This is a genomic window from Myxococcus llanfairpwllgwyngyllgogerychwyrndrobwllllantysiliogogogochensis (assembly GCF_006636215.1).
Classification (GTDB): Bacteria; Myxococcota; Myxococcia; order Myxococcales; family Myxococcaceae; genus Myxococcus; species Myxococcus llanfairpwllgwyngyllgogerychwyrndrobwllllantysiliogogogochensis.
Map to the genome: position 1 here is coordinate 1 of NZ_VIFM01000264.1, position 15,311 is coordinate 15,311.

Below are 15,311 nucleotides of genomic sequence, written 5' to 3' on the forward strand. Positions count from 1 at the left end.
GGGCTCTCCAAGGGGAAGAGGCCTTCGCGGAGCAGGTGGCGCATTCCTGTCGCGTTTTTCCCTCCCGGGGGCACCCCAGGCCCGGGAGCAGGACCTGGGCACGCGAAGGGCTCGTCCCTCGTGGCCCCAGCGTGTCGGACCGGGCTGGGAACCTCTGCCCTTCTCCATCCCCCGCCGGGGCGTTCATGGGAGGCGTCGATGTTCGCGCGTCGGAGTTGGGCCGTCGTGTTGCCGCTGCTGCTACCCGGGGTGGGGTGGGCCGAGGAGGAGGTCGCTCCTGGGCACTGGGAGCAAAGGGAAGCCGCCATCCGCGAACTGGAGCAGGCCCTGACGCCCGAGTCTTCCAGCGGGGGCGCGGAGGCTCAGCCCGAGGAGGAGTCCATGCCACCGCCCGCACCCGACTCGATATCGCGGTGGACGAACGCGCTGCGCATGGAGGCCACGACGTGGACCTTGCTCCCTCGAAGAGGCGCGGGCCGCGACGAAGGCTTCGTGCAGGTGGAGCCCGGGTTTGTCTTCGACAAGGGCGAGTCGTTTCGTCTCAACCTCGGAGCCCCGGTGCGGCTGCGGCTGTGGGGTGGCGGCGAAGGGGCGGGCTTCGTGAGGAAGGAGGACTGGGACACGCTGTCCGATTGGGGCCAGGTGGTGCGCCTCTTCTCGGTGGGCGGTGACACACCCGACGCCGTGTGGGTGGGAATGATGGACGGCTACTCCCTGCTGTCGGGGCACCTGGTGCGGCGCTACAGCAACCGAGCCAACCCCGACTATCACCCGGCCGGAGTGGTGGGGACGGGGACGCTGGGGCCGGTGTACGCGGAGGCTTTCGTTTCGGACCTGCTGGGCGCTCGTCTGATGGGGGCGGAAGTCGCCCTGGACCTGCAGCATGTCCTCTTCGGCCGCCCGCCTGTTTCCGGGCGCTACACGCTGGCGCTGTCGGCGGCGCATGACTGGGGGAAGGGGGGAGGCACCTCGAAACCCCTGACGCTGGCGCACCTGGACGGTACCGCCGTGGTGATGCGGCGTCGGAGCAGGGACAACGGCCTGGAGCTGCACCTGCTGGGCGGTTGGGGCGGGCGTCCCGGTGAGGGCGGCGCGTGGGGTGCGGTGGCGGGCCTGGGAATGGAGGCGGTGTCGCCGATGCTGGACGTGCGAGCGCGCCTGGAGGGACGCCTGCAGCGCGGAGGCTTTCGGCAGGGCGCCTTCGGCCCGGACTACGAGCTGGCGCGCTTCCAGGTGGCGGGCGCGTCCTCGGTGCCGCTGGCGGAGGCGTCCTTTCCGAAGGGGGCTTCGGCCTACGGTGAGGTGATTCTCGGCTGGGATGCGGTGCGCCTGGATGGCCTGCGGCGGCGACACCTCTTTGTCTCCCTGGGCGTGGAAGCCTTCACCTGGGGCCGGGTGGATGTGGATGGGCGTGTGGAGACACACCTCTTCCACCAGGACTTGAGTCTGGGCGTGGGGGGACTGGCGACAGGCATGGGCCAGCCGGGCGCGCGCTACCTCGTCTCGGGGGAAGCCCGGTGGCGTTTTCTCGGAGGGCGGCTGTTCGCGGTGGGGCAGGGCGGCACGCTGCTGTTTCCTTCCCCGGAGGGGACGCTTCGGCCAGGGGCCTTCGCGGCCTTGGGAGTGGGGGTGGATGATGAGCGCTGAGCGGCTGCCGTGGGGCGGAGCCTGTCTGGCGCTGGCCCTGGTGCTCCTCACCTCGGGGTGTGCCTCGCGGCCCACTCGGGCTGATTCTGGAGCCACCCTTGAATCCCGCTCGGGTCGGGCGCGCATGTTGGCGCTGGGGAACAACGCCGTCGCGCCCGAGGACACCTCCGACCTCGCGGCCGAAGTCGGGCCGCTGCTGCATCGCCGTCGAGCTCCGTCAGCGACCCCGGGCGCGGGTCGCAACGGAGGTGAGACGGCGCCCTTGCCCATCGTCGACCTCATGGCCGCTTGCGGAGACGTGCCCTCTGGTTGGCCGCGCTTGTCCACGGATGAGGAAGTGCTGGCGCCCTTCCTGGAGTGCCTCACTCCAGCGGCCTTCCTGGCCTTCCAGCGCACGGTGGACATGCCCCGGCTGGTGGAGTCCCTCTCGGCCTGGAATGCCGTCCGGCTGGGCGCCCTGGGCCCGTTGGAAGCCGAAGCGGCCAGCGTCCTTCTCAAGAAGCGCGTCGTCTTCCTCTCCACCGCCGCCGAGAAGTACGGGCCAGGGCAGGCGGAAGTCCTTGCTCTCTTCGTCTTCCACACCACCTTCGACGATGAGGCGCGAGACGTGCTGCGCCTGCTGGCCGAGGACAGGCTGCTGAAGCGCGCCCTGGGGGGCATGGCGAGCGTCCATGCGGAGTTGTCGGCGAGGGGGCTCGACCCGGAGGACTTCCCGGAGAGGGGCTTCCTCGCCAGCGACCTCGCGCGAGGGTTGGGGAAGGCCACGGATGATGTCGCCTCCTCCATTCCCCTCGTGGGTGGAAGCCGAAGCGTGGAGGCCTCCTTGCCGCCTCGGCAGCTACCGCCCCCGTACCGTGCGGCGTACTGGGAGGTGGAGAAGGCGCAGTACCTGGGGGCCTTCGCACCGGGCAACGTGGCCTTGGCCTCGTTCGACCACCTCACCTTCGGCGTACCCCTGGGCTTCTACTTCCTGGCGGCCGGGAAGGTGCAAGGCGGGGTCTCCCTCTCGAAGGGCGAGTACGAGGAGGCCACGCGGCGGTTGGCGCCCGCGGCCCTCATGGTGGGCCTGTACTCAGGAGGAACTGGTGCGCGCGCCTTCCGTGAAGCGGGTCTCGCCAGGAAGGAGAGGTCACGGCTCCAGGCGGCAGTGCCTCGCGTAGAGGCGCTGAAGGCCGTGCTCGACAGGTTGGAAGCGCGGGCGGGGGCGGGCTCCGTGGGGGAGTTGGCTCGCCACTTCCAGCAGAGCCGGGAGGCGGCGCTCCTGGTGGCGGAGTGGGGTGAGGCCGGCGCGCTGGCCCTTCACGAGGCACGCGGCAATCCGGCTCGAGCGCAGGCCACGTTGGCGGTGCGGCATGGCGAGCCTCCGAGCGGCACGCCAACGAAGGGCGGAGCAGGGAAGAGCGGCGGCAAGCCCTCGCCGCCACCCGAGTCGGCCGGCATCCCCGCGGAGGTGGCCGAGGCGAAGTTCCGGCAGGTGGAGGCCGAGGCGGGGGGCGCCCGGCTATCGACGGACGTGGCTGCCCTGAAGAAGCATCGCGAGGCACTCCTGAGAACCGCGCCTCCTGGCGCCGACGTGCATCCGCTCTGGCTCGATTACCTGTCCTACCTGGAGAAGAGGGCCGCGGAAATCGAGCAGGGCATCGCGTCCAGGGGGCCGCTGCCGTGGTCCTGCTATCAGCTCGTGCGCGAGCGGTATGCCCGGGGCCTGGCCTTCGAGAGGGACATGGTCGTCATCCTGGAGGCGGATGCGGCCCTGCCACGGGCGCAGCGGCGGTGGCTCGGGGACTTCGAGAAGCCTCGCATCGAAACGCACGTGGGTGTCGCGAAGGCGGACCTGCGCTTCGTGGATGTCCTCGTCATCGAAGAGGGGCCCGCTGGTGGCCCGACGCCCCGTGTGGAGACGTTCAGCTTCAAGAGCCGTGAGTTTCTTGGCCTTGATGGGGATGCTCTCGCTGCTCAAGTGGTTGAGGACGCAAGAGCCGCACTGAGGTATTACGGCGAGACGTTGAACATACGGAGGCCTGGGCTCGAACAGACTGTGCAAATCAAGAGGGTCCGTCTGATTTACGAAAAGACCTCGAAGCCATTGAATTCTGATGCCCTTGACCGTGCCGTGAATAGAGCTGAGACCAGGGCAAAGGGAGTGGAGGTGCTGTTTCAATGAAGGCAATGAGTTCGCTCGAGCCGAAAGTTGGCGATAGCCTGCGATTCCTGCTGGATGGGGCACTTGGCCATCGGGTCGAGTCGGACAGCGAACTCACGCCCTTCCTCGAGGCGCTGGAGGCTCACGCTGAAGGCTGGATGCCGGATGTCGTGAAGGGGTCGAAACGGCGAAAATACTCGCGCGCTTCCATCAAGAAGGCATTGGAGGAGCGGCGCGATGAGCATGGAATATCCGTCGCATTCTACCGTGCACAGCCCTCAGTCGAGTTGACGCTCGACCTCGATCTCCCTCCATCAGGAACTCAGTTGAGCTGTAGCCTGAGTGTTCAGCCACTCTCGCTGTTTTCAGAGCGGGGGCGGTGTCTCAGGTTTGTAGAGATGGTCAGGACCCTGGCTGCGCACTATCTCGTGGACTACGCCATGGCCCATGGCATGGCGGATCGACATCTCTCGGGGGCTCCCTACTTCGGTCGTGATGGAAGGACTTCGCGCAAGGATGGGTTCGACACGATTTATGAGGTGTTCTGGCTGAATGTCTTTGGACCGAAGCTGGTGGAGATGGTGGGTCGCGAGCGGATGCTCTCGACTCCCGCGCACCTCGTGGAGGAGCTACCCAACGGCTCCGTCCTCCTGGTGCTGTGGCCCACCGCCGCCGATTTCGCCAGTGAGGAAGCGCGGGTCGTCCAGGCCCGTGCCCATGTCCACCTGCGGCCGGACCTCGACTTCGACACGGTGCTGAGCACGCTGAGAGAGCGCAGTGCCGCATTCGTACCCGTCGAGCCTCGCTTCCACCCTGACGTGGCGCCGTTCCTCGCGCGGCTGCCAGACGAGTTCTCCATCGGCGAGCGGCAACGGAAGATCGCCGAACTCAACGCCTTCCTGCCACCGGCGCCGGAGGAGTGGCTCCCAGCCGCGCTTCCCTCGGACGTGGAAAATCCGGAGCGTGTCCTCGCTGACTACGGAGTCCTGTCCGAAGGACTCGTGGCGGCGCTCCACACCCAGGTGCCGTCCATCATGGACGAGACGCCCGAGTCTCTCACGGACCTGGACTTCTACTTCTGGAGGGAGAATTTCCCCGAGCGGTACATGCGCGAACTCATCGACGGGCATACCGCACCGGCGCTAGGGGCCTACCTGGGTGAAGTGCTGGTGCGGCGATTGGGTGGGACGTGGGTGCCGCGCCAGAAGAGGGAAGAGTCCCAGGTGCGCGTGGGCCATCGCGTGTGGCTGCCCTTCCTCCGCGCCCGCCGGTACATGCAGTCCCGCCAGTCGCTGCTGGACTACTCGCTTACGCAGCTTTTTGGAGCAGCAGCCAAGGGACAGGCTGGCGAGAATGCATGACCCAGCGCTCATGGGCGCTCATGTCGACCCGTTACCGCGAGAGGTTCCGGTTCGCATCCTTCTTGCTGGCCACGGGCCTGGCGCCGAGCAGGAGGAGGGCTCCAGGGCAGGGGACTTCGACAGCGCCCTGGACTGCCTGGGGAGCCTCGCGGCTGCTCAGACTTCCTCGAACTTCGCTCCCGTGACTTTCGCGCGCTCCAGGGCCACCTTGATGTCCTCGGAGACGATGAGGGCGATCTCCCACCCCCAGGTGCGGAAGACCTTCGCACCGCCCACCTTCGTGCGGTCGATTCGCATCCCGTAGACGCTGCGGTACTGGCCGAGCTTGTCCGGCCGCTCATCCTCGGGTTTCCAATACAGTATCTCTTCCGAGGCCTCGTCATCGATGCATCGGATGAGCTTCGTGGCGACGAGTACGACATGCTGTTCCGGGCGACCTTCGACATCGACGGGTATCAATTGCACATCATCGGGCGCCAGCTCCGCGAAGAGGTTGGCCACTCGGACATGGACAACCGGAACTCTGCCAGCGCCTGCCGTACAGTAGTCCAACCACCTTCCAGGCTCGTCGATAGGAAACTTCAGGCGACTCGCAAGCTGGATGGGCTGTCCCTCGACGAACTGCCAGATGTCCTCGACCTCGTTGCCAGTCTCATCCAGGGGGTCTCCCAGGAACCAGTTCCCGGCCTGCACGTCTTCTCTGAGCTTGTAGTATCGAGACGGATTCTGCATGGTGGACTTCCTAGATTTCTCATGGATCCCGAGTCAAAAGCCCGTGGATTTTGGTTCCTGGGGTCTGCGCTTCTCTTGCGAGCTTGCGTAGCTCAGTCGTGAGGGCTTTCCGGCACTCGTCCACCTTGCGGCACTTTCCCAAGGCCTGACTCAGCCGCTCTTCGACGTGCTCGTGATACTGCCTCGGATGCGGCCCCTTGTGACCCAGGACTTCGACAACATTCTCAGGGTCCTTCAACTTCATCCCTGCTCGTGCGAAGAGCTTCCTGAACCTTGGCGTCCAGGGCCCGCCGCGCACGGCGGAAATATCGTTCTTGTTCGTGGCGATGTGATGATGCTCGCTACGCCCGCTCCGGCTCGCCATGGCCACGGCATTTGGGGCGAGCGCGATGGTGAACCCTTCCGCCATCAAGGCGACCGAACTCACGCTGCCCACGGCCGCGTACTGGAAGCCCGCTTGGGACTCCACCGCGAGGGCCGCCTGGGCGGAGCCCGGCAACCCCACTGACTTCGTCGCCAACCCCGCCGTGTTCCCGATGGCCACCGTGGCCAGCAGGACGAAGACGCGCGCCGCGTTCTCTCCGAGCACCTCGCCGTACGCCTCACCCGCTGCGTGGAGTTGCTCGAAGCTCGTCGCGCTGTCCACCTGGCGCACCAGCGTCAGCCACCCGTCCAGCATGCTCCACACCGTGTCCACGCCCAGGTAGGCGATGAGGCAGGCCGTCAAGGTGGCCGCCACGCCTTTGCTCACTGGCTCGGGCAGAGACCACAAGAGCAGGTACATCGTCGCGGAGGCGGCGATGCCAGCCACGACTGCCTGGGGGTCTGTCATGCCCTCCAGGGCTTCGGCCGTCTCCTCCCACACCGAGTCCATGGCGATGGCCAGGGCCCAGGTGTACTTGCCATCGCTGGCCAGCAGCGGGCCCTCATCCAGCAGGCGCAAGCAGTCACCGGGTCGGTCCTTCCGTTTGCACCACTGGCCGTAGGCGCGCGTCAGCGCCTCATCCGCGTAGTCCTCCAATAGCTGGGGACCGTCCGCGTCCTCTCCACGCTGGGGAATGAGTCGCGAGGACCCACGCTCATACCCATACACCCCACTCCGGGACGGAACGCCGAAGCGCTCCCGCGCGGCTTGCATGGGATTGCGAGAGGGAGGAACATCCCGCGCCAGCTCGGTGAGGGCCTCCTCGAACTCGTCGTCTTCGAGTTCAGCCGCACTCACTTCCGCGTCAGGCTCCTCGTGAGGGGTGACGAGGAAGGAGTCTTCCCCGGTCTCCAGCCGCACGACCCGACTCGTCGCGCAGCCCGTGACGGCCATCAACAGGAGCAGCGACACCACCCAGCGAAGCATCATGGTAGGCCCCGGCAAGTGGCCCGCGGCGAGGCGGGCACACTCCAGGCAGTACCAGACGACGCTGACAGGCGTACCCAGGCATACCCTGAGCCCTCTGGGGAGCAGCTCAGACTTCCTCGAACTTCGCCCCCGTGACTTTCGCGCGCTTCAGGGCCACCTTGATGTCCTCGACCTCGTTGCCCGCCTCATCCAGCGGGTCTCTCAGGAACCAGTTCCCAGCCTGCACGTCTTCTCTGAGCCTGAAGTATCGAGACGGATTCGGCATGGTGGACCTACGAGAGATGCGTGCTGTGTCTACTAAGGCGGCTCGGTCAGCACCAGCAATCCACGGGACGTATCCACGACATACACATAGCCGTCTCCAGGCACCTGGAGCCCCGTGGCGCCCTCTTCCAGCGCGTCCCCGCGTCCCGGGTCTGTCTCTCTGAAGCTGTTGAAGTACGCCACCTCGCGCGGCTGTGTGGGATTGCTCACGTCCAGCACGCGCAACCCCTCCTGGTGATACGTCACGTACAGCCGCGAGCCGCGCAGCTCCAGCGCCCGCGGTGACACGACTCCGCGCAAGCCATACTCGCCAATCTTCACGATGTTGCGCGGCTCGCTGACATCCAGCGCGCGCAGCCGCGCCCCCACGCCCAGGCTGCTCTCGAACGCCACGATGCGCCCACCGAACGTGCCCACCGCGCTCGCGCGACTGTTCGCATACGGGTACGTGTACCGCCCCAACACCTGGACGCCCCCGCCCGAGCGCGCGTCGACCACCTGCAGCCCGTCACGCAGGTGATTCACATAGAGGCGGCCCTCGTAGCTCACCGGGCCTCGCGACGAGGGGTTCTCCGCGATGCGTGAGCCGGAGACGATGTGCTGGAGCAGCCGGGGCTCGGAGGGCGTGGAGATGTCGAACATCAGCGTGCCCGCGGAGGGCTCCGTCCCCACCGCGTACAGCCTGTCCCCGTCCACGCTCACCAACCCGACGCTGACAGGCTTCTCCGGCACCCTGCGCACGAACACCGGCGCGGAGGGCTGGGAGATATCGAGCACCACCACGCCCGAGCTCGCGCTCGCGACATAGAGCACCCCGCCCTTGAACGTCGCGCCCCGCCAGTCCGAGTCCTCCGGAAGGCTCATCCGCGCCACGCGCACCGGCGCCTCGGGTTGGCTCACGTCGAAGACGGTGAGCCCCCCACGCTGTCCCTCCCGCTTCTGAGAGACGACATAGGCATGCTCACCGATGACCTGCACGTCCACGGGCATGCCCAGGTCCACCCAGCGCTCGGAGACCAGCTTCAGCCCGCCGGAGACCTCGTGCTCTCCCTTGAAGCGCGCCACGCGCTCGGCGCGGAAGGTCCCCGACTCCACCAACACGCCATCGCGACACCGCGAGAAGCAGCCCGTCAGCGCGCGCGGGCCCACCGCGTTGCAGCCCGCGAAGGTGAACAGTCCGTCCGGGGACTGGCTGGAGACGAGGAACGTCCGCGCGTCCCACACTCCGGCCACGGCGGTCGCTCCGAGGACCTGCTCGGGGACGCCCGTGGAGCTCAGCTTGAAGCCTCCGCCGAAAGGGGCCGCCCGGGCCGCCTGAGTGCCCCGCGCGTCGAAGCGCAGTTCGCTGCGGTACACCCCCTCGCGCTCCAGGGCCTCCAGCGAGCGACGTTTGCAGCCGGACAAGTCGAACGACTCCAGGCTGCCACAGGCCGCGTCGGCACCCTCCAGCACGCGACAGACGGACAAGGGGCCTGAGTCCATCCAGTCGCCCCGCTCCTCGAGCGGTGTGTAGCGTCCGTCCCACGGAGCGTCCTCCAAAGAGGAACAGCCGGACGCAGCGCAGGCGAGCAGGACCGTCAACGCGAGACGCGCGGGCTGCATCGCATACCTCCTGGGTGGGGAGCCGCACTCCGGCCTTGAGGCCCCTGACTCGCAGTGTAGGAACGCTGCTTCCCCTTCGGGAAGCCGACCCTTCGCACTTTTGGTCAACGGCGCACGTCCCGTGGCATGTGCCGACTGTTCCCACCTGCTCAAAGGGCGCCATACCTGGCCGGTCGTCCTCGTCGAGCGTCCGCCTGCTCGCCCGGGTCCGCTGCCCCCACCCGCCGATGCGCCGATTCCGCCCGAAGCCCCGCTCTCCCGCGAGGAATCGCCGGCGTTTAGTTCTTCACCATGAACGACATTCTCGCGAAGGACGTGGTGATTGTGGGCGGCGGCCCCGCGGGCCTGAGCGCCGCGCTGGTGCTGGGCCGTGGCCGCAAGAAGGTGCTGCTGTGCGACGCGGGTTCGCCCCGCAACGCGGCGGCCGAGCACATCCAGGGCTTCGTCACCCGCGACGGCACGCCCCCCTGGGAGTTCCGCGCCATCGGTCGGGAGCAGTTGCGTCCCTACGAGGTCGACATTCGCGACGTGCGGGTGAGCGGCATCGAGCGCCTGGGTGACGCGCGCTTCCGCGTGACGCTGGAGGGCGGAGTCGTCGTGGAGTCCCGCCGCGTGCTGCTGGCCACGGGCATGGTGGACGTGCTGCCGGACCTGCCGGGCTACCGCGAGCTGTGGGGCAAGGCCGTCTTCCAGTGTCCCTACTGCCACGGCTGGGAAATCCAGGACAAGGCCTGGGGCGTGTTCGCGGGGCCCGAGGCGGAGCTGTACCTGGACTTCGCCCTCTTCCTGAAGGGCTGGTCGGCGGACGTCACGCTGTACACCCTGGGTGGCTTCCAGGTGTCGGCCGAGCGGCGCGCGCAGCTTCAGCGGGCCGAGGTGCGACTGGTGGAGGGCCCGGTGCGGCGCCTCATCGCGTCCGCGGATGGGAACGCGCTGGAGGCGGTGGAGCTGGAGGACGGGACGCGCGTGCGGCAGGAGTACATCTTCACCCGACCGCCGCAGCGGCAGGTGGCGCTGGTGGAGGGGCTGGGGCTCGCGCTGGACGAAATGGGCTTCGTGAAGGTGGACCCGATGCAGCAGACCTCCGTGCCCGGCATCTCCGCGGCGGGAGACCTCACCACGCGCTTGCAGGGCGCGCTGATAGCGGCGGCGGCCGGTGCGCAGTCCGCCTACGTGATGAACCACCAGCTCAACATGGAGGCGCTGGGCGCGGGCCACGCGAAGTGACGCCGGGTCGAGCCCCGCGCTACGAAGGCCCCATGGCCCCCGCACCCATCGAAGGACACAGCCACGCGTGGCCCGCAATCCAACGGGACTTCGAGGAGAAGCGGCGTCTCACCTGGGTAGGCCCGCAGCGGCCCCTGACCGCGCAGCACTCGCGGGCCCACTCCACGGTGCACTCGTACGCCGTGGTGATGCTGGTGCTGCGCGGGGAGACGAAGGTGCGGCACGCGGGCGACCTGGTGCTGCGCGCCGGGGACGTGCACCTCATTCCGCCCGGAGACGCGCATGGCCGCGAGCACTCGGATGCGGAGTGCATGGGGCTCGGCTTCTATCCGGAGGCGCTGTCCTCGGACGCGGAGGAGCGCGCGTCACGGCTGGGGCCGCTGCTGCGCGTGCGCGGCGGCTGTCACCCTGTGCTGCGGCCCACGCCCGTGCAGCGTCGGCGCCTGTTGCGGTGGATGCGGCTGATGGAAGAAGAGCAGACGCGACAGGAGCGGGGCAGTGACGAGGCCAGCCTCTCGCTGCTCCGGCTGGTGCTGGTGGAGCTGGAGCGGATGGCGTTCCCCGACGTCGTGCCGGAGTCCTCCTCGATGGGCCTGAGTCGCCGGGCCCTGACGTACATCGAGACCCACTGCCTGGAGCCGCTGTCGCTCGCGAAGGTGGCGCGGGAGCTGGGGCGCTCGGCGCCGCACGTCGCCGCCGTGGTGCGGCAGGAGACGGGGCGCTCGGTGGGGGAGTGGATTCTCGAGTGCAGGATGGCCGAGGCGCGCAGCCGCCTGCGTCACACGGACGAGCGGGTGGACATCGTCGCGGACCGTGTGGGCTATGCGGACGTCACACACTTCATCCGCCTCTTTCGCCGCGTGCATGGTGTGACACCTGCCGCATGGAGGAGGCGAATGGAGGCAGGAGTGCGCTGAACGGGTGTTCTGTATTTTGTTGCCCGTTTGAATTGACAGGAAACTGTCATCTCGGTAGTTCGTGCGCATGCCGACGCCGATGAGGGAATCGTCGGGAGCGAGCCGCTTCAGGCCCGCTCCCCGAGGCGCATTGTCGTGCCCACGCTTCAACGGGATGGGGGATTCGTGGTGGCGGTGCAGTGGACGGTGCCGCTGATGGCGACGCGAGCGAGACGAAGCAGACGGGGTGGCGAAGTGCGTCCGCTCTGGCGAGGGCCGCGCGAGGTGTCGACACCGCCGGAAGCAGGAGGAGCGCCACCGTTGCTCTGTCCCTTCTGGTTCAACCTGGGGCCGCAGGTGGCGGCGAACGACTCGGAGCCACCCGCGAGCACGAAGGCGCGACGGAGCAAGAAGCCCACACCGTCCTGAGCGGGGAGCCACGGCCGCGGGGCCCAAACCCCGCTTCAGTCCGAGGCGCCCCTCCCCGAGCGGGACACCGCTTCATGCGCGAGGACGCGGAAGTGCTGCGCGGCGGGTGAGGGCCGAGGCCCGGGGAAGGCCACCACCAGCTCCGCGTGGCCGGGAGCGCCGCTCAGGGGGCGGAACACGACGCCCTTGGGGCACAGGGCCTGGGAGGACGCGGGAGCGATGGTCAGTCCCAGCCCCGCCTCCACCATGCCGACGACGGAGGGCCACGAGCTGGCTTCCTGGAGGATGTTCGGAGAGAAGCCCGCGGCCAGGCACATGCTCGTCACCAGGTCATGCATGCCGGGCGCGGAGTGGCGGGGGAACAGCACGAAGGGTTCGCTCGCCAGCGAGGACAGCGCGATGACTTGCTGACGGGCGCGAGGGTGCCGTGCCGGCAGCGCGAGCACGAAGCGCTCCCGGAGCAGGCGCTCGACGGTGAGCCCCTCGTGACGGAAGGGCGCCCGGATGATGGCGATGTCCAGCTCCCCGGAGGTGAGCGCGGCGCCGACGTTCAGGGTCGCGCTGTCATCCAGCTCCAACTTCACTTTCGGGAAGCGCGTGCGGAAGCGCAGCACGATGTCCGGCAGGACGCCGAAGGCCGACGACGCGGCGAAGCCGACGCGCAGCGTGCCCGTCTCGCCGCTCGCCGCCTGCTGCACGGAGTGGATGACATCCCCTCGTCGGGCCAGCAGCGCTCGTGCCTCCTCCAGCAGTCGAGCTCCGGCGGCGGTGAGGGCCACGCGGCGGCTGGTGCGCGTGAGCAGCTCGACCCCCAGCTCGGTCTCCAGCCGACGAATCTGCTGACTGAACGGCGGCTGGGCCATGCCGATGCGCGCCGCGGCGCGTCCGAAGTGCAGCTCCTCCGCCACCGCGACGAAGAGCTGGAGCTGACGGAATTCCATATCGAGACGTTAACCGTCTCAATGCGCCTCGAAAGATATATTGGTGGTGAAGAATGCCGTTTCCTACCATCGGTGCATGCGATTCCCCTGCGTTCCCCTGGGTCTGCTGCTCACGGCGTTGACGGGGGCTCCCGTCCTGGCGCTCGACGGTGAGTCACCTTCCGCTGACGCATCCGGACCCACGCCGGATGCGACGGTCCAGGCGAAGCTGGACGTGGCGAACCAGTTCAACCGTCGGGTGGAACTCCTGCGCGACAGCCTCGTCCCGCCCAGGTGGCTGCGTGACCAAGACCGCCTGGTCTTCTGGTCCCGCGAGGGGAAGGACGGCGGGACGTGGGTGCTGGCGCACGCGAAGACGGGGGAGCTGAAGCCGCTCCTCTCAGGTGAGCAACTGCGCGAGCAGCTCTCGGCGTTGCTGGGCAAGCCCGTCACGGCGCCTCGCTTCTTCGACGTCGCGCTCGCTCCAGATGAGCAGGGCATTGTCTTCCGGCTGGAGGGGAAGACCTTCGGCCTGGGGCTGACGGGAGGCCGCGTCACGTTGCTGTCGCCGGAGGACCGGGCCGCGCTGACGCTGTCTCCGGACCACTTCCTCGCGCCGCGCGGAGGAGCGCTTGCGGTGCAGCGCAAGGGCGGCTTCGCGGTGCTGGGCGCGGACGGTGCCACCGTGGTGGAGCGCGCGGGAGAGGAGCGCCTGGACTGGCGGATTCCGGAGCGCCCCTGGTCGCCGGATGGCCGCTTCCTGGTGGTGTGGCGCGACGACCTGCGCGCCGTGCATCAGGTGCCAGTGGTGGACTACTCGGACGCGCTGGAGAAGGTGACGACGGTGCCGTACGCGAAGACGGGGACGCCGCTGCCGCGCTCGGAGCTGCACGTCGTGGAGGTGGCCACGGGCCGCGTGACGCGCATTCCTCCCGTGGAGGGCGAGACCTATGACTTTTTCGCGGGCTGGAACCCCGAGGGCACGGAGGCGCTGTGCCTCCACCTCGCTCGTGACGCGAAGCGCCTGGACCTCACCGCGGTGACACCGGGGACGGGACAGCGTCGGCACGTGCTGCGCGAGGAGCGTCCGGAGACCTTCGTCGCTGGCCTGGACTTCGCGGTGGGCGGCTGGGCGAAGCAGGTGACGGCGCTGCCGGGAGGACGTGGCTACCTCTGGATGTCGGAGCGCGATGGCTGGCGACATGTGTATGCCTATGACCGCGCGGGGAAGCTCCTGCGGCAGCTCACGCGCGGCGCCTTTCCCGTGCACGAAGTGGTGGGCGTGGCGCCCCAGGGGGACGCCCTCTACGTGCTGGCCTCGGCCGACAGCGGCGCGCCGTACGAGCAGCTCTTCTACCGGGGCAGCCTGAAGGGTGGCGCATTGAAGCGGCTGTCCTCGGGCTCGGGGATGCACCGAATCACGCTGTCGCCCTCGGGCCAGCACTACGTGGACGCGTGGTCCTCCCGCGCGCAGCCCCGGCTGCGGGAGCTGGTGTCCATGGAGGGCGGCAAGCGCGTGCGCCTCACCACGGCGGACGCGAGTGAAATCGAGGCCCTCGGTGACGTGCGCCCGGAGCCGTTCATCGTCAAGGCCGCCGACGGCGTCACGCCCCTGCACGGCGTGCTCTACAAGCCGCGCGACTTCGACCCCGCGAAGCGCTACCCGGTGCTCGCCTATATCTACGGCGGCCCGTTCTTCAATCTGTTGCCATGGAGCTACATCGGAAACTCGATGTCGTTGACCGCCAGCGGCCTGGCGCAGCTCGGCTTCGTCACGGTGCTGGTGGACCCTCGCGGAGGACCTGGGCGGAGCAAGGCCTTCCAGGACGCGAACTATGGCCGCGTGGGCCAGACGGAGATTCCCGACTACGTGACGGGCTTGAAGCAGGCCGCGTCCACGCGTCCGTGGATGGACCTGGAGCGGGTGGGCCTCTATGGCCACTCCTGGGGTGGCTACTTCGCGCTGCGCGGCATGCTGACGGCGCCGGACTTCTTCAAGGCGGGGTATGCCGCGGCACCGGGGGCGCTGACGGAAGAGGCCATCATCAACGAGCCCTACCTCAACCTGCCGAGCGCCAATCCCCAGGGCTACGCGGTGGGCGACAACCTCCCGCTCGCGGGCAAGCTGAAGGGCCACCTGCGGCTGATGCACGGCACCAGCGATGTGAACGCCACGCTCTCCGTGACGATGCGGATGGCGGACGCGCTCATCCGGGCGGGCAAGCACTTCGAGCTGCTCATCATGCCCGGCGAGCCGCACTCCCCGCAGGGGGCCGCGGGTCGCTACTACCAGGACGACGTGGGCCTGTTCTTCCTCCGGACCCTGGGCGCGCCCCGGTGACGCCTACTTTTGCCCACTTGAGCGCATGTCGTCGCCCCAGGTGTCGGCGGAGCGACTAGACTCCGAACCGTGGCCAGACCCCGTCCGAAATGTCTGAACTGTGGCGCCCCCTTCCTCAAGGCGGTGGAGCGCGAGCCTCTCTGCACCCATTGCGGCGCGGAGAGGACCAAACCCACCGGCATTCCCCTTCAGCCAGGGTGGAAGGAAGTCCCCTCCGCGCAGCAGGAGGCGGCCAAACGGAATCACGCCGCGATGGTCGTGGCGGGCATCTTTTCGGTCTTCATGTTGCTCGGCGGGGTGGGCGTGGCGTTCCTGGTGTATGCGACGGAGCCCATTCCCGCGCGCGTGACGGAGCGGCCCAGGCCGCCGCCTCCCACTATCACCCCGCCCCCCAT

11 protein-coding genes are annotated in these 15,311 nt (G+C 68.4%); 7 read left to right on the forward strand and 4 right to left on the reverse strand.

Features of this window, described 5'->3' with window-relative positions; all coding sequences use genetic code 11:
* The first annotated feature begins 198 nt into the window (after positions 1 to 198).
* The 3 genes from FJV41_RS40065 to FJV41_RS40075 are packed head-to-tail and all read left to right on the forward strand — an operon-like array spanning position 199 to position 5,151.
* Entirely contained in the window at positions 199 to 1,647 is a 1,449-nt protein-coding gene (locus tag FJV41_RS40065; protein WP_141647894.1) for a hypothetical protein, read from the forward strand.
* Positions 1,637 to 3,811 (forward strand): hypothetical protein, encoded by a 2,175-nt coding sequence (locus FJV41_RS40070; protein WP_141647904.1) that lies wholly within the window; start codon positions 1,637 to 1,639, stop codon positions 3,809 to 3,811. Before FJV41_RS40065 ends, FJV41_RS40070 begins: the two co-directional genes overlap by 11 nt.
* A complete protein-coding gene (locus tag FJV41_RS40075) occupies positions 3,808 to 5,151 on the forward strand; it encodes a hypothetical protein (protein WP_141647895.1) in 1,344 nt (447 codons plus the stop codon). Before FJV41_RS40070 ends, FJV41_RS40075 begins: the two co-directional genes overlap by 4 nt.
* A 156-nt stretch (positions 5,152 to 5,307) precedes the next feature.
* Here the strand turns inward: FJV41_RS40075 and FJV41_RS40080 are convergent, their stop codons facing one another.
* From FJV41_RS40080 to FJV41_RS40090, 3 genes are all read right to left on the reverse strand, one after another.
* Positions 5,308 to 5,883: an imm11 family protein gene (locus FJV41_RS40080; protein ID WP_141647896.1), complete on the reverse strand. Its 576-nt coding sequence runs from the start codon at positions 5,881 to 5,883 to the stop codon at positions 5,308 to 5,310.
* Positions 5,884 to 5,902: 19 nt separating this feature from the next.
* Positions 5,903 to 7,237, reverse strand: a complete 1,335-nt coding sequence (locus FJV41_RS40085; RefSeq protein ID WP_141647897.1) for an AHH domain-containing protein — start codon at positions 7,235 to 7,237, stop codon at positions 5,903 to 5,905.
* Between the two features lie 297 nt (positions 7,238 to 7,534).
* Complete coding sequence (locus tag FJV41_RS40090) at positions 7,535 to 9,103, reverse strand: LVIVD repeat-containing protein (protein WP_141647898.1); 1,569 nt, start codon at positions 9,101 to 9,103, stop codon at positions 7,535 to 7,537.
* 291 nt (positions 9,104 to 9,394) lie between these two features.
* Between FJV41_RS40090 and FJV41_RS40095 the strand changes: the two genes are divergently transcribed.
* From FJV41_RS40095 to FJV41_RS40105, 3 genes are all read left to right on the forward strand, one after another.
* A complete protein-coding gene (locus FJV41_RS40095; protein ID WP_141647899.1) occupies positions 9,395 to 10,330 on the forward strand; it encodes an NAD(P)/FAD-dependent oxidoreductase in 936 nt (311 codons plus the stop codon).
* A gap of 32 nt (positions 10,331 to 10,362) precedes the next feature.
* A complete protein-coding gene (locus FJV41_RS40100) occupies positions 10,363 to 11,247 on the forward strand; it encodes a helix-turn-helix domain-containing protein (protein ID WP_141647900.1) in 885 nt (294 codons plus the stop codon).
* Positions 11,248 to 11,382: 135 nt separating this feature from the next.
* Positions 11,383 to 11,655, forward strand: a complete 273-nt coding sequence (locus FJV41_RS40105) for a hypothetical protein (RefSeq protein ID WP_141647901.1) — start codon at positions 11,383 to 11,385, stop codon at positions 11,653 to 11,655.
* A 35-nt stretch (positions 11,656 to 11,690) separates the two neighbouring features.
* Here FJV41_RS40105 and FJV41_RS40110 read toward each other — a convergent pair whose 3' ends face one another.
* Positions 11,691 to 12,596: a LysR family transcriptional regulator gene (locus FJV41_RS40110; RefSeq protein WP_141647902.1), complete on the reverse strand. Its 906-nt coding sequence runs from the start codon at positions 12,594 to 12,596 to the stop codon at positions 11,691 to 11,693.
* 76 nt (positions 12,597 to 12,672) lie between these two features.
* On the opposite strand from FJV41_RS40110, the gene FJV41_RS40115 reads away from it, so the two are divergent.
* Entirely contained in the window at positions 12,673 to 14,916 is a 2,244-nt protein-coding gene (locus FJV41_RS40115; RefSeq protein ID WP_141647903.1) for a S9 family peptidase, read from the forward strand.
* The last annotated feature ends 395 nt before the right edge of the window (positions 14,917 to 15,311 follow it).